General features: G+C 64.4%; 14 protein-coding genes and 1 riboswitch. Of the genes, 4 read left to right on the top strand and 10 right to left on the bottom strand.

Features of this window, described 5'->3' with window-relative positions; all coding sequences use genetic code 11:
- Positions 1-110 precede the first annotated feature (110 nt).
- The 6 genes from MLB1_RS07725 to thiO form a co-directional block, all read right to left on the bottom strand.
- The gene (locus tag MLB1_RS07725) at positions 111-1,613 is read right to left on the bottom strand and encodes a M28 family peptidase (RefSeq protein WP_180749042.1); all 1,503 of its coding nucleotides are present in this window, start codon (positions 1,611-1,613) and stop codon (positions 111-113) included.
- A 20-nt stretch (positions 1,614-1,633) separates the two neighbouring features.
- Positions 1,634-2,386 carry an ABC transporter permease gene (locus MLB1_RS07730; protein WP_180749044.1) on the bottom strand — a complete coding sequence of 251 codons (753 nt, stop codon included), beginning with the start codon at positions 2,384-2,386 and terminating at the stop codon, positions 1,634-1,636.
- Entirely contained in the window at positions 2,386-3,360 is a 975-nt protein-coding gene (locus tag MLB1_RS07735; RefSeq protein WP_180749045.1) for an ATP-binding cassette domain-containing protein, read from the bottom strand. Before MLB1_RS07735 ends, MLB1_RS07730 begins: the two co-directional genes overlap by 1 nt.
- Positions 3,361-3,390: 30 nt before the next feature.
- The gene (locus MLB1_RS07740) at positions 3,391-4,173 is read right to left on the bottom strand and encodes a thiazole synthase (protein WP_180749047.1); all 783 of its coding nucleotides are present in this window, start codon (positions 4,171-4,173) and stop codon (positions 3,391-3,393) included.
- Positions 4,174-4,178: 5 nt separating this feature from the next.
- Positions 4,179-4,376, bottom strand: a complete 198-nt coding sequence (gene thiS / locus MLB1_RS07745) for a sulfur carrier protein ThiS (protein ID WP_180749048.1) — start codon at positions 4,374-4,376, stop codon at positions 4,179-4,181.
- Complete coding sequence (thiO, locus tag MLB1_RS07750) at positions 4,373-5,422, bottom strand: glycine oxidase ThiO (RefSeq protein ID WP_180749049.1); 1,050 nt, start codon at positions 5,420-5,422, stop codon at positions 4,373-4,375. The genes thiS and thiO overlap by 4 nt, the downstream gene beginning before the upstream one ends.
- Positions 5,419-5,534, bottom strand: a riboswitch (TPP riboswitch). (Overlaps the previous gene by 4 nt.)
- A gap of 24 nt (positions 5,535-5,558) precedes the next feature.
- Here thiO and thiE point away from each other — a divergent pair.
- On the top strand, positions 5,559-6,233 hold the full coding sequence (gene thiE / locus MLB1_RS07755) for a thiamine phosphate synthase (RefSeq protein ID WP_180749050.1): 675 nt from the start codon (positions 5,559-5,561) through the stop codon (positions 6,231-6,233).
- Between the two features lie 68 nt (positions 6,234-6,301).
- Here the strand turns inward: thiE and MLB1_RS07760 are convergent, their stop codons facing one another.
- On the bottom strand, positions 6,302-6,850 hold the full coding sequence (locus MLB1_RS07760) for an NUDIX domain-containing protein (RefSeq protein WP_180749051.1): 549 nt from the start codon (positions 6,848-6,850) through the stop codon (positions 6,302-6,304).
- 77 nt (positions 6,851-6,927) lie between these two features.
- Between MLB1_RS07760 and MLB1_RS07765 the strand changes: the two genes are divergently transcribed.
- Genes MLB1_RS07765 through MLB1_RS07775 form a run of 3 tightly spaced genes read left to right on the top strand, consistent with a single transcriptional unit; the run spans position 6,928 to position 11,515 of the window.
- Positions 6,928-8,256 carry a hypothetical protein gene (locus MLB1_RS07765; RefSeq protein ID WP_180749052.1) on the top strand — a complete coding sequence of 443 codons (1,329 nt, stop codon included), beginning with the start codon at positions 6,928-6,930 and terminating at the stop codon, positions 8,254-8,256.
- On the top strand, positions 8,253-9,233 hold the full coding sequence (locus tag MLB1_RS07770) for a glutamate ABC transporter substrate-binding protein (protein WP_371750595.1): 981 nt from the start codon (positions 8,253-8,255) through the stop codon (positions 9,231-9,233). The genes MLB1_RS07765 and MLB1_RS07770 overlap by 4 nt, the downstream gene beginning before the upstream one ends.
- Entirely contained in the window at positions 9,233-11,515 is a 2,283-nt protein-coding gene (locus MLB1_RS07775; RefSeq protein ID WP_180749053.1) for a serine/threonine-protein kinase PknG, read from the top strand. Before MLB1_RS07770 ends, MLB1_RS07775 begins: the two co-directional genes overlap by 1 nt.
- Here MLB1_RS07775 and MLB1_RS07780 read toward each other — a convergent pair.
- Genes MLB1_RS07780 through MLB1_RS07790 form a run of 3 tightly spaced genes read right to left on the bottom strand, consistent with a single transcriptional unit; the run spans position 11,504 to position 17,687 of the window.
- Positions 11,504-12,622, bottom strand: coding sequence for an acetate kinase (locus MLB1_RS07780; protein WP_180749054.1), 1,119 nt, complete (start codon positions 12,620-12,622; stop codon positions 11,504-11,506). The two genes, MLB1_RS07775 and MLB1_RS07780, sit on opposite strands and share 12 nt — an antisense overlap.
- Positions 12,619-14,697, bottom strand: a complete 2,079-nt coding sequence (pta, locus tag MLB1_RS07785) for a phosphate acetyltransferase (RefSeq protein ID WP_180749055.1) — start codon at positions 14,695-14,697, stop codon at positions 12,619-12,621. Before pta ends, MLB1_RS07780 begins: the two co-directional genes overlap by 4 nt.
- Positions 14,694-17,687, bottom strand: a complete 2,994-nt coding sequence (locus MLB1_RS07790) for a glycoside hydrolase family 38 C-terminal domain-containing protein (RefSeq protein WP_180749056.1) — start codon at positions 17,685-17,687, stop codon at positions 14,694-14,696. Before MLB1_RS07790 ends, pta begins: the two co-directional genes overlap by 4 nt.
- Positions 17,688-17,700 lie beyond the last annotated feature (13 nt).

Consider the following 17,700-nt stretch of genomic DNA (forward strand, 5'->3'; position numbering starts at 1 on the left):
ACGTTGTTTCCCAAGGGCTTTCGGGGCGTTGCAATGAACCTGTTACCGCTGTTTCGGCGGGCTGGGGGTACGTCCCGCTTGAGGGGAGAGCGAAGCGACCCGGGGATGTACTAGCCCTTCAGCTTGTGGCGGGTGCGGTCCCCGTAAACGGGGACGCCGTTGCGCCCCTCGAGGCTCTGCGCATACAGACCGACGGTGTAGGCGACTCCGCCCGCGTTGATCTTGAGCGCGTCCTTGTTCACGTTGGCCAGGGTGTCCCCGGCCTGGTGGTAGTTCGGATCGAACGGCTGGTCAGCCTTGCCGCCCCAGTCCCGCGCCTCCGCGGCTGTCATCTTGTCCTCGGCACCGGAGAAGATGCCGCCGGTCGGAACGCCCGCCCTGCTGAACGCGTCGTAGTCCGAACGGCCGTCATAGCCGGTGTCATGGGCCTTCTTGCCCTGGTCGGCGAGGTACCCAACCTCGGTCCGTTCGATACCGGCCGATCCCTCGGGAATCCGCACCGGCATCACGTCCGGGTCGGGCTCCTCGGACTGGTCGCCGTCATAGGTGAGATACGCGGCGTTCGGCGAACCGAGCATGTCGTAATTCAGGTACAGGGCAATGTTTTTGAGCGCATCTACGTCGAGTGATTTGACGTAGTCGGTGGAGCCGATCAGCCCCTCCTCCTCCGCACCCCAGAACGCAAACCTCACCGCGTTCTTGACATCCGGGTTCGGCCCCAGCTGCAACGCGGTCTCGAGAACTGCCGCGGTGCCGGTGCCGTTATCGTTGATACCGGGCCCCTCGGGAACACTGTCGAGGTGGGCACCGGCCATGACGACATCCGTCGTGGCGCCCGTCTTGGTCTGCGCGATCACATTGCGCGCCTTGACGTCCTTGGTTTCGGCATCCACTTTGAGGACCACGTGGTCGGGGTGCGCCCGCAGATCGGCGCCGACGGACTTGGTGACACCTACCACCGGGAGCTTCGGACTGGCATCCTCACCGAGGGTCCCGCCCGCCTTCTCCTCGTCGACATTGTCGGCGATGATCACGCCCACCGCGCCACGCTCGGCGGCGGCCCTTTCCTTGTCGGCGAACGGGCACGATCCGCGGTCCACCAGGACCACCGCACCCTTGACGTCCACGCCGTCGTAATCGTTGGCGGTGCAACCCGGAGATTCCTCCGCGGGGGCCGGAACCAAACGCCCCTCCACGTGGCCACCCGGCGAGTACGACAGCACTCCGGCGTCCACCTTCTTGGGGCCGACCGTCAGCTCAAGGGATTTAGCCTGAAAGTACTTGAAGTTGAACTCGGGTGTTTGCACGTCGAAACCCTTGTCCTTCAAAGCCTTTACGACGTAATCAACACTCTGGTTGAAGCCGGGAGTACCTGCCGCCCGAGTGTTCTCGTTCTTGTCGGCAATGTCCTGAAGGGCCGAGAGATGCTTGACGACATTGTCGACGTTCACCTTCTCGTGCAGCGAGTGCGCGAAGCCGACGGCCTCCTGAGATCCGGCCTGCGGTGCCGAGCTGGGCGCGTCACCACCGCCGTCCCTATCGCATGCCGTCACGGTCGCCAGTACGCAAGCCGCAGACACCGCGACCGCATACACAACACGCTTGGTCCCCATTGTTCTCCCTTGTCCCGACCTTAAACGTCGCGTCGCTGCACGACAGCAAGTGCCGCAGCGAGCGTTATGACAACCACGGTAGCAAAGTAGATAAGGGACCCCGTGGTGTTCCAAACAAACTCGACCCCGTCCACCGTGAACCAGGACGCACCGGTGGACCGGATTCCGTTGGCGAAAGGAAGGAAGGGCTGCAACGCCTTTCCGGCATCAGTGAGCCAGCCCAGCATCAGTTCGATAACCGTCGGCCATAGCAGGAGAGCCGCAACAGCACCCGCGGTGTGCTTCAGCAACACACCGACCGCCACCGCGAGTACCGCGGACAAAAAGGCGTAGACGGTCACCGCCCCGACGGTGCGCCACACTCCAGTGCTGTCCAACGACAGATCCGCCCCGGCGACGGGACCTGCCATGGCACGCACCAGCACAATTGAGAGCAGCGCGGATACCGCGGCGACCGCGGCCACCCAGCAACCCGCTACGAGTGCTTTGGCACCGATGACCACGAGCCTGTTGGGTGATGCCTGAAATGTGGTCCGAACCATGCCGGTTCGATTCTCATTGGTCACTGTCATAGCAGCCAGCACCATGAGCAGCGGCACCCCCACGACGGACGTCGCCCCCGCCGCATCACCCGGCGAGACCGGTGCGTAGACGGAGGCCGATCCGCCCTGTAGGCCCGCGAAACCCAGACCCACTGCCAGCGCGAGCAAGCTGCACCACACCGCCGAACGCGAGGTGGATACCTTGATCCGTTCGGCCGCGATAACACCCATCAGTGCGCACCCTCCACATCGGCGGACACCTGGCTGCGGTACTGCACGGCGTCATCGGTCAACGAAAGGTAGGCGTCCTCCAACGAAACTCGTTGCGGGGACAGTTCGTACAGCGTGACGCCACGGCGCGCGGCAAGCTCACCGATCTGTTCGATGAGAGCACCGCTGATTTCGAGCACGCTTTCTTCCCCTCCGCGTTCCGCGACTTGCACCGAGAAACCGCTTTCCTCGGCGGCCGAACGCAGGGTCTCGATCTGGGGACTACGTACCCGCACCACATCGGCACCGGCCCGACTGACGAACTCATGCATAGATGTCGCCGCAATCAGGCGGCCACGGCCTATGACCACCAATTGGTCTGCGGTATTGGCCATTTCGGAGAGCAGGTGACTTGAGACCAGTACCGTGCGTCCCTGAGCGGCCAGACTTTTCATGAGCGTCCGAATCCAGTGGATACCTTCGGGGTCTAGACCGTTGACCGGCTCGTCGAACAGCAGCACCTGGGGATCACCGAGCAGCGCTACCGCGATACCCAGTCGCTGCGACATTCCCAGGGAGAAGGTGCCGGCATGCCGATTGGCCACGTCGGTGAGCCCGACCATCTCCAGCACCTCGTCCACCCGTTGGGACGCAATGTCATTGGCGGCAGCGATCCACCGGAGGTGGTTCCGCGCCGACCGGTTGGGGTGAAACTGCTTGGGATCCAACAGCGCACCGACCACACGTAGCGGATGGTCGATCTCGTGGTACTGCTTGCCCCCGATCGTCGCGGTCCCCGAGGTGGGGCGCGCCAACCCGACAAGCATGCGCAACGTCGTCGATTTACCTGCCCCGTTGGGTCCCAGGAACCCGGTCACCACACCCGGCTCGATGGTGACGGAGAGGTCGTCGACCGCCGGAATCTGCCCATAGACCTTGGTCAGCGACCGAAGTTCGATGCTGGCTCCTCTTCGCGCAAGCGGCTCATCGACCATGCGGCCCACTATGCCAGCAATTCCAGCCAGCTACTCCGCAGGACCGTCCGGAGCCGGGCTGGAGGCTTGCGCCCAGAAGCGCCGGGGTATGCGGCCCGCGTGGCGAGCGAGGTGTCCGGCGGTCACCGCCGCCGCCATGGCCGCGGCCATGCGTTCTGGATCGGTGGCGCGGGTCACGGCCGTCGCGAGCAGCACGGCATCGCAGCCGAGTTCCATGGCAAGAGCGGCGTCGCTGGCGGTGCCGATCCCCGCGTCGAGGATCACCGGAACTCCCGCTGCCGCCACAATCATCTCGATGTTATGTGTGTTGATGATGCCCAGCCCGGTTCCGATGGGGGCCCCGAGCGGCATCACCGCCGCGCATCCCACGTCTTCCAATCTGCGGGCCAGCACCGGATCGTCGGTCGTGTAGGGCAGTACCACGAAACCGTCGTCGACGAGCTGCTCGGCCGCACGCACCAATTCGACGGCGTCTGGCAGCAGCGTGCGTTCATCGGCGATGACCTCCAACTTGATCCAGTTGGTTTCCAGGGCCTCGCGGGCCAGCTGAGCGGTAAGCACCGCCTCGGCGGCCCCACGGCATCCCGCGGTATTCGGCAGCGGTGTGATGTCCAGCCGCTTGAGTAGCTCGAGCACCCCGGTGCCGCCCGCGGCGTCGACCCGGCGGATCGCCACGGTGGTCAGCTCGGTACCGGACGCCTGCAGTGCCCGTTCCAGAATCGCGAGATTCGCGGCGCCCCCGGTGCCCATGATGAGCCGGGAACCGAAGGTTCGGCCCGCGATACAGAGTGCGTCGTCCGCTGGGTTACCCACAGTGCCTATCCGCCCTGCACCGCTGTGACAACTTCGACCAGCGCGCCATCGGAAACCGCTGTGTCCCAATCGGATTTTGGCACCACAGTGTGATTGATCGCTACCGCGATACCGCACTCGGGAAAACCCAGCTGGTCGAGCAGCTCCCAGATGTTGGCACCCTGGGTGACTTCGCGCGCGTCACCGTTGACCTGAATGTTCATCGGGTCTCCTGACTATGTGCCTTCTCAAACCGGCGGGGGTCCACGACGGTCGGCGACTCACCACCGTCAAGTACTGCATTGATCGTCCTCGCGGTCCACGGCGCGAGCAGGAATCCGGAGCGGCCGTGCCCCGCGGCCACGAGGGTACGGTCGTCGATCCTCCCGACCAACGGCAGGTTGTCATCGGTCATGGGGCGCAGGCCCGCCGCACATTCGACGAACTCGTACTCGCCCAGACAGGGCAGCACCGCGCATGCGTCGTCGAGCAGATCTCGCACTCCCGCGACCGCGGGAGCGGTGTCATGGCCGTGCTCGTACTGCGTGGCACCGACGACGATGCCGTCCTCCCGGGGCACCAGATAGACCTGACGCCCGTGGACTCGCGCCCGGATGACACTCGTGGGTGGCGGCATCGCGCCGGGGCGTCGCCGCAGCCGCAGTACCTCCCCCTTCACCGGACGGACCGGCAAGTCCGCGAGTGCCGCTGCCCCCACCCCATTGGCGATGACGATCTGGTCCGCGGTCACATCCTGGAGACCGGCGACCGCAGGTTCCCAACGCACACCGAGCGTCTCGCACTCGGTGGTGAGCACGTGCAGCACCTTGCGATTGTCGACGGCGAGTTCCTCGGGTGCGGTGAATCCGCGGCGGATGTTCTGCGCCAGCAGTGGCTCGACATCCCGCGCGTTGGCGGTCTCGGCGACCGCATGCCCGTGCCCGCCCAACCAGTCCATCATTGTCCGCAGCTCGGCCGCATCGGCGATGTCGACGGCCACGGTGAGTGATCCCCGCGCGGTGATCACACTGCCCTCGACGTCATCCTCGATGAAACCGTCACGCCAGATACGCAGCGAGTCGACCCCCAGCTGCAACAGCTCGTCCTCACCGGGCCAGGCCTCGCTGTACGGCGCGAGCATCCCGCCCGCCACCCATGAGGCACCGCGCTGCATGTCGTCATGAATGGTGACGTGCCACCCGCTGCGCGCGGCCTCACGTGCGACGGAAAGCCCGATGACGCCGCTTCCGATAACGGCAACTGAACGCATCAATCCAGTCAACTCCCTTCGCCGGCATGACCCGGATCAGGTCCGACGGTCAGGGCCAGGATCATCGGCCCACTCTCAGCCCCACAACCTTGGGGCTCCCGCGTTACTTACACCTACAACGCTAGCGTCTTCGACTATGCACCCGCGTTCGGCCCGGCTTGAGTCGGCTCACCTCTATCTATGCACCGATGCACGCCGCGAGCGCGGCGACCTCGCCGAGTTTGTGGATGCCGCCCTCGCGGGCGGAGTGGACATCGTGCAGCTACGCGATAAGGGGTCGGCGGGTGAGCAGCAGTATGGGCGGCTAGAACCCAGCGAAGAACTCGATTGTTTGGCGGTTCTCGGTGCGGCGGCGGCGCGTCATGGCGCGCTTTTCGCAGTCAACGACCGCGCCGATATCGCCCGTGCAGCGGGGGCGGACATCCTGCACCTCGGCCAGGATGACCTGCCGCTTTCGGTCGCCAGAGAGATCGTCGGACCGGATGTGCTGATCGGCCGGTCAACACACGATGCCGAGCAAGCTGCAGTGGCCGCCCGCGATTCCGCGGTCGACTACTTCTGTTGCGGACCATGCTGGCCGACACCCACGAAGCCGGGCCGCACCGCGCCCGGGCTGGGTCTCGTGCGGTACGCCGCTGACCTGGGAACTTCTAAGCCATGGTTCGCGATCGGCGGTATCGACGAGACGCGGGTCTCCGAGGTCGTCGCCGCCGGATCGTCGCGCGTGGTCGTGGTGCGGGCCATCACCGCGGCCGATGATCCACGTGAAGCGGCAGCTTCGCTTCACGGGCTCCTCCCTCACCGAGCGTGAAGCCATGGCGGGATTTGGGCCCATTTCTCGCCGTAGTTTCACGCTCGGCGAGAGGCAGGCAACGGCTGCTACGGCAGCTGCCAGGCGAAACGCCCCGGCTCAAGCTCGACCGTGCCGTGTCCTTCCAGACCATTCACCGCGCCCTGGATCGTCTCGACAACCCGCAGCAGCGGCCAGGACGACTCGAACCCCGGATGCAACCGCATCCCCTCGATCTTCTCCTCGGGCACCCACCGCAGCTCGGTACTCTCGTGATTGGGCGACGTCGGCAACAATTCGGCGGCATCCGCGATCACCGTGGTGTACGTCCAATGCGCCTGACCATCAATGCGTTTCGTCACCACTGAAGAACGGATGGTCATTGCGCCCGGAGCGATTCCGGCCTCCTCGGCCGCCTCGCGAAGCGCTGCCTCCTCGGCGGACTCATGGCTGTCCCGCGCGCCTCCCGGCAAAGCCCAGGTACCGCCCTGGTGGCTCCACCAGGCGCGATGCTGTAGCAGGACAGCGGGCTGGCCGTTCGCCAGCGGTGCACGCAACAGCAACCCCGCCGCACCGAAGCGCCCCCAGAACCGTGCGCCCGCGTCGGCAACCACCCAACCGTCACCGTCGCCACGCACAGAGTCCACAGTAGAGCCACCGATCCCTAAATATGCTCTTAGACTTCCTATTAAGGCCAGGGAGAGGAAGGTAAAAGGTGACTGTCGGGACGACGCCGCTAGCGCACCCGTCGACCGAACCTGTCGGCGCGACGACTACCGTCGTACCAGCTCATCCGTGGTGGTGGTTCCTGAAGTCCACCCCCGGCAAGATTCTGATACTCGGTATCGCCCTCGCCGCCGCCGGAGTGCTCTCCGCGGTCGCCACCTCCGCGAGCGTGCAGAACCGGCAGCTCGCCCTGAGTACAGTGCTCAACCACACCGAACCGTTGGCCTACTCGGCCGGACAGCTGTACAGCACGCTGTCGGTCGCCGATGCTGCAGCGGCCACCGCCTTCATCGCCGGAGCCGAACCGCAGGGCGTTCGGGAACGCTATGAGCAGGCAATCACCGATGCCTCGACCGCGCTCGTCGCAGCCTCCAGCGGGCTTACCGACAGGCCGATGCAAGAACTACTGAGCCGGATCAACGCCGAACTGTCGGTCTACACCGGATTGATCGAGACCGCACGCACCAACAACAGGGCAAGTAATCCCGTCGGCGCCTCGTATCTGAGTGAGGCGTCCGCGCTGATGCAACGGACCATCCTCCCGGACGCGCAGCGTCTCTACGAGGAGACGTCCAACCGCGTCGACCAGGAGACGAATGCATCGACTCGGGTGCCCTTCCCGGTGATCCTCATCGTGTTGGGCACCATGATCGGCGGGGCCTTCGCTCATCGCTGGTTGTCCAAGAAGACCCGACGCATGATCAATCCCGGCATGCTCGCCGGCGGCGCCGCCTTACTGCTTATGGTGGTTTGGGTGAGTATCGCGCTGGCCGTCTCCGCCTCGCTGGGTATCGACGCGCGCAACGGCGGCGCCTACTCCTTGAAAACCATCACCCAACTGGTCATCTCGGCCCAACAGGCCCGCGCCGACGAGACCCTCGCGCTCATCCGCCGCGGTGACGAGAGCATCCGCAAGAAGTCCTACTACGAACGTATCGACGAGATGGAACAAAAGATCGGCGAGTACCTGTCGAATCCGAACGCCATCGCCCGCACGGATCTGGAGACGGCGCAGCAGCTGCTCACCAGGTGGCGGCAGGCGGACGACCGGATCAATGCCTACATCGCCGTCGGCAACTACCAGGCCGCCACCCAGGTGGCACTGGGCAGCAGCGAAACGGATTCGACGCCGGCCTTCGACAGTCTCGACGCGGCGTTGCGCAACGGCGTGCAGGACAGCCGACGCCAACTTCGGTCGGGGGTGCACAACGCCGAACGCGCCTTGACCTTGTCGTCCGCGGGAGCGTTGATCCTTACGGTGAGTGGCGCGATATGCGTTGGAGTCGGCTTGTGGCCAAGACTGAGCGAGTACCGATGATGGGCGCCCGGACACGTACGTGCCACCGGCTCGGCGCGCTGGCGGTCATCGCGGCCGTGCTGGCCGGATGCTCGACGACGGAGAACTCCACCCCGTTGCCACAGCTGACGGTGCCGAGACCGAGCCCCGCCGAAATGACCGAACAGGAACCCACCCGCGCGCTCCTGAACAAGGTGGACACCTCATGCGACCCCATGGCGAGCCTGCGGCCCACCAACGACAGGGCCGCCAATGACGATGCGGTCGCGGCGATCCGCAAGCGGGGGCGCCTTGTGGTCGGGCTGGATATCGGGAGCAATCTGTTCAGCTTCCGCGACCCGATCACCGGTGAGCTGACGGGATTCGACGTCGATATCGCCGGGGAGGTTTCCCGCGATATCTTCGGCACCCCCGACCGGGTCGAGTACCGGATTCTGTCCTCGGCGGATCGCATCGCCGCATTGAAGAATTCGACGGTCGACATCGTCGTCAAGACCATGACCATCACCTGCGCGCGGCGCAAGGAGGTCAACTTCTCGACCGTCTATCTGATGAACTACCAACGGATTTTGACAGCCCGCGATTCGGGCATCACCAATGCGCAAGACCTCTCCGGCAGACGAGTGTGCGCCGCACGCGGCACCACCTCACTGAACCGCCTCTCGGAGATCACCCCGCCCCCGGTCATCATCTCGGTGGTGACATGGGCTGATTGCCTTGTGGCACTGCAACAGCGGCAGGTCGACGCGGTGAGCACGGACGACTCGATTCTCGCCGGCCTGATGTCCCAGGATCCGTATCTGCACATCATCGGGCCAAACATGAGCGATGAGCCCTACGGCATCGGCATCAAGCTGGAGAACACAGATCTGGTCCGGTTCGTCAATCGCACTCTGGAACGTATCCGGCGCGATGGAACATGGAATGCCTTGTACCGCAAGTGGTTGAGCGTGCTCGGGCCCGCGCCCGCACCTCCGAGCGCAAAGTACCGGGACTGATGAGCGAAGAACCGGACGACGTCGACGACGTCGATAATCGGGCCGACGATCCCTCCGCGGACGAGTGCCCGGGCACCCGGCCCGCCTCCCTGGCCGATTTGGACGTCGACTCCGCCTCCACTATGCGGCCCATGTCGACACAGGCCGTGTTCCGCCCCCAAGCAGCCACCCAGCCCACCACTCAATCCATCACACAGCCGGAGGTTCGCGCCACCACCACCCGGATGCGGCTCTCCCCCACCCGACGGCTCGGCGGCGGACTGGTCGAGATCCCGCGCGTTCCGGAAATTGATCCGCTAAGAGCGTTGATGACCAATCCGGTGGTCGAGGAGTCCAAACGATTCTGCTGGAACTGCGGTAAGCCGGTCGGGCGTTCGACAGAAGACGGCCCTGCCCGGAGTGAGGGAACCTGCCCCGCCTGCGGCTCCGCCTTCTCCTTTCTGCCACAACTAAATCCGGGCGACGTGATCGCCGGACAGTACGCCATAAAGGGCTGCATCGCCCATGGCGGGCTCGGCTGGATCTATCTTGCGGTGGACCGCAACGTCAACGACCGACCGGTGGTGCTCAAGGGTCTGGTGCACTCGGGCGACGCCGAGGCACAGAACATCGCGATGGCCGAGCGACGATTCCTCTCCGAGGTGGCGCATCCCTCGATCGTGAAGATCTTCAACTTCGTCGAGCATCCGGACCAGCATGGAAACCCGGTCGGGTACATCGTGATGGAGTACGTCGGCGGCACCTCGCTCAAGCAACCCAAGGGCAGCGCTCTTCCCGTCGCACAGGCCATCGCCTACATGCTCGAAATCCTTCCCGCACTGGGCTTCCTACATTCGGTCGGACTCACCTACAACGATCTCAAACCCGAGAACATCATGGTCACCGAGGAGCAACTCAAGCTCATCGACCTTGGCGCGGTGGCCGCCGTCAACGCCTACGGCAATCTGTACGGAACACCCGGCTACCAGGCACCCGAGGTCACGAAGACCGGCCCCACGATCGCCTCGGATATCTACACGGTGGGACGGACTCTCGCGGTACTGACCTTGAGAATGCCCACCCGCAAGGGCCGATACAAAGACGGGTTGCCGAGCGAGGACCCCGTGCTCGGCAAATACGACTCGTACCACCGGTTCTTGCGCCGCGCCATCGACCCCGATCCCACCGCGAGATTCGGTAGTGCCGAGGAGATGGCCACCCAGCTGGTGGGCGTGCTCCGTGAGGTGGTGGCGCAGGACTCAGGCACTCCACGTCCGGGTATGTCCACCCTCTTCAGTCCGTCCCGGTCGACGTTCGGGGTTGACCTGTTGGTGGCGCATACCGACGTGTACGTCGACGGGCTCGCCCATCCGCCGAGCCTGACGGCTCCGGATATCGTGACGGCCCTTCAGGTCCCGCTTCTCGATCCCACCGATGTGGGAGCCGCGATCCTACAGGCGACCGTGCTGAGCCAGCCGATACAGACCCTCGAATCACTGAAGGCCGCCCGACTGGGCCGGATCGATGCCGACGGCGTGGATCTGACCGAATCCATGGAACTACCGCTGATGGAGGCCCGGGCGCTCCTCGATTTGGGTGATGTCGCCAAGGCCAACAGCAAGCTCGACCAGCTCGAAGACCGGGTGGGCACACCGTGGCGGCTGACCTGGTACCGCGGCATGGCGGCACTCCTCAATGGCGACTACGACCAGGCCACAAAGCATTTCACTGCCGTTCTGGATGTCCTGCCCGGTGAGATCGCCCCGAAGATGGCACTGGCCTCGACCGCCGAACTTGCCGGTGATGAGAAAAACCTCGACTTCTACCGCACCGTATGGTCCACGGACAACAGCGTCATCTCCGCCGGATATGGGCTGGCCCGTACCCTGGCCGCACGCGGAGAACGCGCAGAGGCCGTGCGCATGCTCGATAACGTGCCACCCACCTCAAGGCATTTCACCACCGCACGCCTCACCAGCGCCGTCACGCTACTGTCCGGTCGCACGCTCTCGGAGGTCACCGAAGACGATATCCGCGAGGCGGCCCGCAGAGTCGAGGCGCTCCCCGAGGCGGAACCCCGTGTGCTGCAGATTAGGGCGCTGGTGCTCGGCACGGCGCTGGACTGGATCAAGACCAATTATTCGACAGGACATCACATCCTTGGTGTTCCGTTCACCAAACGCGGCCTACGCCAAGGGGTTGAGACGAGCCTGCGAGCGCTGGCCCGCCGAGCCACCGAGCGCACACATCGCTATGCGCTGATCGATCTGGCCAATGCCACGCGCCCGCCTTCACTGCTCTAGCGCGGCACCCACTGCTGCCCTGGCGATGGCCAGTTCCTCATTGGTCGGCACCACCAGCACCGTCACCCGTGATTCGTCGGTGGAGATACGCCGAATCTCGCCGGAGCGTAATAGGTTTCGATCCGCATCTATCTCTATACCGAACACTTCCAGCCCGGCCATGGCATCGGCACGCAGCACCGCGTCGTTCTCCCCCACTCCGGCGGTGAATGAGATGGCGTCGGCGCCACCCAGCGTCGCAATATAGGCACCGATGTACTTGCGGAGCCGGTGCACGTACACGTCGTAGGCAAGCTTCGCCGCAGCATCTCCAGCCTCGATCAGGCGGTGCACCTCGCGAAAGTCGTTGGCACCGCATAGTCCGAGCATGCCGGAGCGTCGATTGAACACGCCGTCGATCTCGTCGATGCTCATGCCGTGGCGTGCCAGGTGGAACACGATGCCTGCGTCGATATCACCGGTGCGGGTGCCCATCACCAGGCCCTCCAGCGGAGTGAGCCCCATCGAGGTTTCCACGGCACTTCCACCACGAATGGCCGATGCCGACGCACCGTTACCCAGATGCAGCACAATCTGATTGACATCGGCGTACCCGCGGCCCAAGAAGGCGGCCGCCTGTTGGGACACATACTGATGCGAGGTGCCGTGGAATCCATAGCGCCGCACACCATATCGTTCCGCCACGTCGCGATCGAGCGCATAGGTGGCCGCGGCAGGCGGCAGACTGTGGAAGAACGCTGTATCGAACACTGCCACCTGTGGCACATCGGGGAGCAGGCGCCGGGCAACCTCAATGCCCTGCACTCCTGCCGGGTTGTGCAAAGGCGCCAATGAGGACAGCTCGGCGATCTGCGCCACCACCGCGTCATCGAGCACCGTCGGTTGATAGAAACGTTGCCCGCCATGCACCACGCGGTGACCGACCACGACGACGTCGTCGGTGTCGATGGAGCCGAACACCAGCCGCAGCGCTTCTTCATGATCGCGGACCGGCTCCTCGCCGATGCGCTCGACGAGGCCGTGCGCATCCACGCGGCCCGAATCCGGCTCGATAACTTGATATTTCACCGAGGACGAGCCGCAGTTGAGAACCAGAACTGCACTCATCGGGTCAGGTCCTGGGCCTGAATCGCGGTGATAGCCACGGTGTTCACGATGTCCTCCACCAACGCCCCGCGGGAAAGGTCATTGATCGGCTTGCGCAATCCCTGCAGGACGGGTCCGATGGCGATGGCACCGGCGCTGCGTTGCACCGCCTTATAGGTGTTGTTCCCGGTGTTGAGATCGGGGAAGATCAGCACCGTCGCGCGTCCGGCGACAACGGAATCGGGCATCTTGGTGGCTGCCACCGAGGGCTCGACCGCCGCGTCGTACTGGATGGGCCCTTCCACCAATAGTTCGGGCTGCCTGGTACGGACCAGTTCCGTTGCGATGCGGACCTTTTCGACCTCGGCTCCGCTGCCCGACGATCCGGTCGAATAGGACAGCATCGCGATACGGGGATCGATGCCGAACTGTGCGGCAGTCCGCGCCGAGGAGATGGCGATATCGGCCAGCTGTTCGGACGTGGGATCGGGCACGATGGCGCAATCCCCGTACGCCAGTACCCGATCGGCTAAGCACATCAGGAAGATGCTGGATACCGTAGAAACATCCGGGTTGGTCTTGATGATCTCGAAGGCCGGGCGCACCGTGTGTGCGGTGGTGTGGGCCGCACCCGAGACCATGCCGTCAACGATGTCGTTGTACACCATCATGGTTCCGAAGTACGAGACATTGCGCATGATCTCGCGCGCTCGATCGGCCGTCATCCCCTTGTGCTTGCGCAGCTCGAAGTATTGGCCCGCGAACTGCTCGGCGAGCTCACTAGACTTGGGATTGACGACAACGGCGTTCGAGATATCGACACCCAGTTCGGCAGCCCGCGCGCGGATTTCGGCCTCTTCGCCCAGGATGGTCAGATCGGCAACCCGACGCTGGAGCAGTCGCCCCGCCGCCTTGAGAATCCTGTCGTCATCTCCCTCGGGGAGCACGATGCGCTTGCGGTTATCACGTGCCCGGTCCAGGAGTTGGTACTCAAACATCTGCGGGGTGGTGACCGAAGGTATCGGAATAGCGAGCTGCGCAATGAGTTCAGCCCCATCGACGCACTGGTCCATCAGCGCGAGCGCGGTATCGATCTTGCGGGCCGAGGCAACCGTCACCCGGCCGCGGGAATGCGCGGCCGCACTTGCCGTCTCGAAGGTGCTCGAATCCGTCGCGATGATCGGCAGCCGCAGGCCGAGTCCGTCGACCAGGTCCTCGATCCGCGGATGCAGCTTAAGCCCACCATTGAGAATGACGGCGGATAGCGACGGAAACCCCTCCGCCACATGTGCGCTCGCCACCGCCAACAGCACATCTGACCGATCGGCAGGGAAGATGATCGCCTGCCCCTCCTCCAGACGCTCCAGGACATGCTCGGCAGTCATTCCCGCCACCATGAAACTCGTGGCCTCGCGAGACAGCAGCGCCTCGTCGCCGCTGACCAATGAGCCGTCAACGGCCTTCATGAGTTCCTCGACCGATGGCGCGACCAGCAACGGCACCTCGGGCAGCACCCAGGCGGGCTTGCCGAATCGCGCGAGAGCCTCGCTCACCTTGTCCAGCTGATCCGGGTTGCACCGATTGGCGATGATCGCGGCGGTGTGCGCACGCTGCGCTTTGAGCTCCCCGAGACAGAGCTCGGCGACGGCAGCCACCTCCTCGGGGCTCCGATCGAATCCCTTGATGGTCAACAGAACCGGCGCACCCAGGTTGACGGCGATACGGGCGTTGGTGCTCAATTCGCTGGGGCTGGCGACATCGGTGTAGTCACTGCCGACGATGACCACCGCGTCACAACGCTCCGCGACCGCGTGGTACCTGTCGACGATCTCCGCGATCGCCGCGTCCGGATCCTGGTGCACATCGTGGTACGAGACGCCAAGACAGTCCTCATACGCGAGGTCGGCGGTGCTCTGCTCCAGCAGCAGTTCCAGGATGTAGTCCACGCTTTCCCCGGACCGCGCGATGGGGCGGAAGACACCCACGCGTGCCACCGATGCGGCCAGCCGATGCAACACACCTAATGCGACAGTGGACTTTCCGGTATCGCCTTCGGGTGAGGCGATGTAGATACTTGAGGCCTTGGGCTCTGTCATGCGCGCCTTTCTACGCCAGGGAATCGCAGCGTGAGGATCTTGAACGGTCGCAGCGTCAGCCGAATCTCGTTGCCATCAATGCTGACACCTGCTGGCGCGTCGATCGGACGCTCCAGCAGGTCGGTGACGATCGCCCGTTGGTGGTCGAAGTTCGTGAGGAGTTTTGCATCGGCCCGTCCGCCCCGCGACTCGTAGAGCCGCACGATGACGTCTCCCGAGCCATCGAGGGCCAACTTCACCGATTCCACCACAATGGCCGGATTATCAAGGCTGACAAGCGGTTCGATGCTCTCCAACCCGCCGTTGACGACCCTCGGGTCGAGGTTGCGCCGGTATCCCTCTTCGACGGCGTCACCGATCAGCGCGCCCGGACGCACCGCGAACCTCAGCTGATGACGTCCCTGGTCGCAGTCGGGGTCCGGAAAAAGTGGCGCTCGTAGCAGCGACATCCGCACTAAGGTGGTGGACCCGCGCCGGCTGATGTCGTGCCCATAGGTCGAATCGTTGGCCACCGCCACCCCGTACCCGGATTCACCCACATGCACCCACCTGTGTGCGCAGATCTCGAACTTGGCTTCATCCCACGAGGTGTTGGCGTGCGTGGGCCGATACACGTGGCCGAACTGGGTTTCCGATGCCGACCGGTCGGCCTGCACATCGAAGGGGAACGCCAACTTGAGCAACTTCTCGGATTCGTGCCAGTCGATATCGATCTCAATGTCCAGCGCAGGCGATCCGTCCCGCAGCGTGATCCGTTGCACAAGATGCGAATTGCCGAATGCCCGCTCGATGACCAGCGCATCGCCGGCTACGGCGACCGATTCCGCCGACGTCAGGTTGGTGACGGTGTTCCGATAGAACCCATCGATATCCCAGGCATCCCATTGGTTCGGTGTATCGCGATGCAATTGCATCAGATTTCCGGGGCCGGCCATGGCCTCGCGCCCACTGGCAGCGTCGATGAGCGAGACCAACAGGCCGTCGGCGTCGAACGCGGCGGAGAGAATGCCGTTGTCCAGCCGGAACCCTCCCGAGACTGTTGTGGGAGTGACCGACCGCGGCTGCTCGGCGACAGCTGCGCCCAGTGCGGGTACCCCGTCGCGATCGTGGGGGGCGGCGTTGAAAACCAGTGCGCGGTCGCCGGTTCCTGCCAACGCCCGAGTCGCTGATTCGATGATGGCGCCAAGCCTTTTCGCGATGGCGGCATAGTTTCGCTCGGCGTCCCTGTGGACCCAGGCGATGGAGCTACCGGGCAAGATGTCGTGGAACTGCTGCAGCAGCACCAATTCCCAGATCTCCTGCAGCTCCTTATGCGGGTATTCGAAGCCCACGCGCACGGCGGCCGTCGCCGCCCACAGCTCGGCCTCACGCAGCAGATGCTCGCTGCGGCGGTTTCCCTGCTTCGTGTTCGCCTGAGAGGTGTAGGTGCCGCGGTGCAGCTCGAGGTACAGCTCACCGGACCAGCGCGGCGGGTTGACGTATTCGGCTTGGGCGGCTGCGAAAAACTCTGCCGGGGTCCCCAAGGTTACCGTCGGCGATCCCTCCAGGGATCGCTTTCGCTTTGCGTAAGCGAGCATTTCACGGGTGGGGCCACCGCCGCCATCCCCATAGCCGAAGGGCACCAGCGACATCGTGCCCGCACCGGAGTCGCGGTAGTTGCGTTGAGCGTGGGCGAGGTCTCCGCCGCCGAGGTCGGAGTTGTAGGTGTCGACGGGCGGGAAATGCGTGAACACCCCGGTGCCGTCGATCCCTTCCCAAATGAAGGTGTGGTGTGGCATCGGGTTGACAGAATTCCACGAAATCTTCTGTGTAAGAAAATATTCCGATCCAGAAGCGGTCACGATCTGAGGCATCGCCGCGGAGTAGCCGAACGAATCGGGTAGCCACACCTCCGGGGTGTCGATTCCGAACTCGTCCAGGAAGAATTGCTTGCCTGCCACGAACTGGCGCGCCATCGCCTCTCCGCCGGGCATGTTCGTGTCGGCCTCGACCCACATGCCTCCTACCGGAATAAACTGTCCCGCAGCGACTTTCTCCTTGATACGGGCGAAGAGGGTGGGGTACTTGTCCCTGATCCAGGCGTATTGCTGCGCCGAGGAACAGGCGAACCGGAAGTCCGGATGCCGGTCCATCAGATCGACCATGTTGGAGAAGGTGCGCGCACACTTGCGGACTGTCTCCCGGACCGGCCACAACCAGGCCGAGTCGATGTGCGCATGCCCGACAGCCGTGATCCGGTGGGCGCTGGCATACGCGGGTCGCGACAGTACCTCGGCAAGTTCGGCACGTCCGGCGGACGCGGTGCCCGCGAGGTCATCGGGATCCACCGTGTCCAACATGCGTTCCAGGGCACGCAGAATCTCGTGTCGGCGCGGCAGATCCTCGGGGAGCGTGTGCATCAGGCCGTCCAAGGTGGCGATGTCCTGCTGCAGCCCCCACAGGTTCAGGTCCCGCAGCGCGAGATCGATACCCCCCAACCGATAGAGCGCCTCGTCTCCAGAGGTGGCCTTGTCCCCCAACGGCATCGGCGACCAGAAGTGTTTACCGATATCGGGGTTGGCGGCGGCCTCGATATAGAGGTCCACCGGCGCATCCAGATCGTCGATCGGCACGAAGGCGTTGCGCGGGGCGATCCCCTTCACCACCGTGCCGTCGGGCCGGTACACCAGCCCCTCGGCGTTGAAGCCGGGGCCTCCGGTGAAGCCGAGTTCCACTCTCATCTCGGGGGCGCCGTCAGAACGACCGCGCCATTGTTCGGGAACGGTTCCCGTCACATGCAGCCACATGGTCGACCATGGCGGCCCCCACGGCGTCCCGGGATCGATCTCGCTGAATTGGTGCTCCACCGCTTCGGTGAAGGGCACGGGCTCTCCGGGCACAGCCCACGCGGTCACCGTCAGCGGAACCGCGTCCACGTAGATGGCACCGTTCAGCCGCTTGTCAACGAAGCGCCGAATGCGGTCCTCGACAATGCGTCGGTCGTCATGCATGGCCTGACCCTAC

It is taken from the genome of Mycobacteroides sp. LB1 (assembly GCF_013449725.1).
GTDB lineage: Bacteria > Actinomycetota > Actinomycetes > Mycobacteriales > Mycobacteriaceae > Mycobacterium.

Bases quoted from the DNA above. Each gene is read 5' to 3' on its own strand.
- MLB1_RS07780 (WP_180749054.1), bottom strand. From the start codon at position 12,622: ATGAGTGCAGTTCTGGTTCTCAACTGCGGCTCGTCCTCGGTGAAATAT.
- MLB1_RS07725 (WP_180749042.1), bottom strand. From the start codon at position 1,613: ATGGGGACCAAGCGTGTTGTGTATGCGGTCGCGGTGTCTGCGGCTTGC.
- thiO (WP_180749049.1), bottom strand. From the start codon at position 5,422: ATGCGTTCAGTTGCCGTTATCGGAAGCGGCGTCATCGGGCTTTCCGTC.
- MLB1_RS07775 (WP_180749053.1), top strand. From the start codon at position 9,233: ATGAGCGAAGAACCGGACGACGTCGACGACGTCGATAATCGGGCCGAC.
- MLB1_RS07730 (WP_180749044.1), bottom strand. From the start codon at position 2,386: ATGGGTGTTATCGCGGCCGAACGGATCAAGGTATCCACCTCGCGTTCG.
- MLB1_RS07735 (WP_180749045.1), bottom strand. From the start codon at position 3,360: ATGGTCGATGAGCCGCTTGCGCGAAGAGGAGCCAGCATCGAACTTCGG.
- MLB1_RS07770 (WP_371750595.1), top strand. From the start codon at position 8,253: ATGATGGGCGCCCGGACACGTACGTGCCACCGGCTCGGCGCGCTGGCG.
- thiE (WP_180749050.1), top strand. From the start codon at position 5,559: ATGCACCCGCGTTCGGCCCGGCTTGAGTCGGCTCACCTCTATCTATGC.
- thiS (WP_180749048.1), bottom strand. From the start codon at position 4,376: ATGAACATTCAGGTCAACGGTGACGCGCGCGAAGTCACCCAGGGTGCC.
- pta (WP_180749055.1), bottom strand. From the start codon at position 14,697: ATGACAGAGCCCAAGGCCTCAAGTATCTACATCGCCTCACCCGAAGGC.
- MLB1_RS07790 (WP_180749056.1), bottom strand. From the start codon at position 17,687: ATGCATGACGACCGACGCATTGTCGAGGACCGCATTCGGCGCTTCGTT.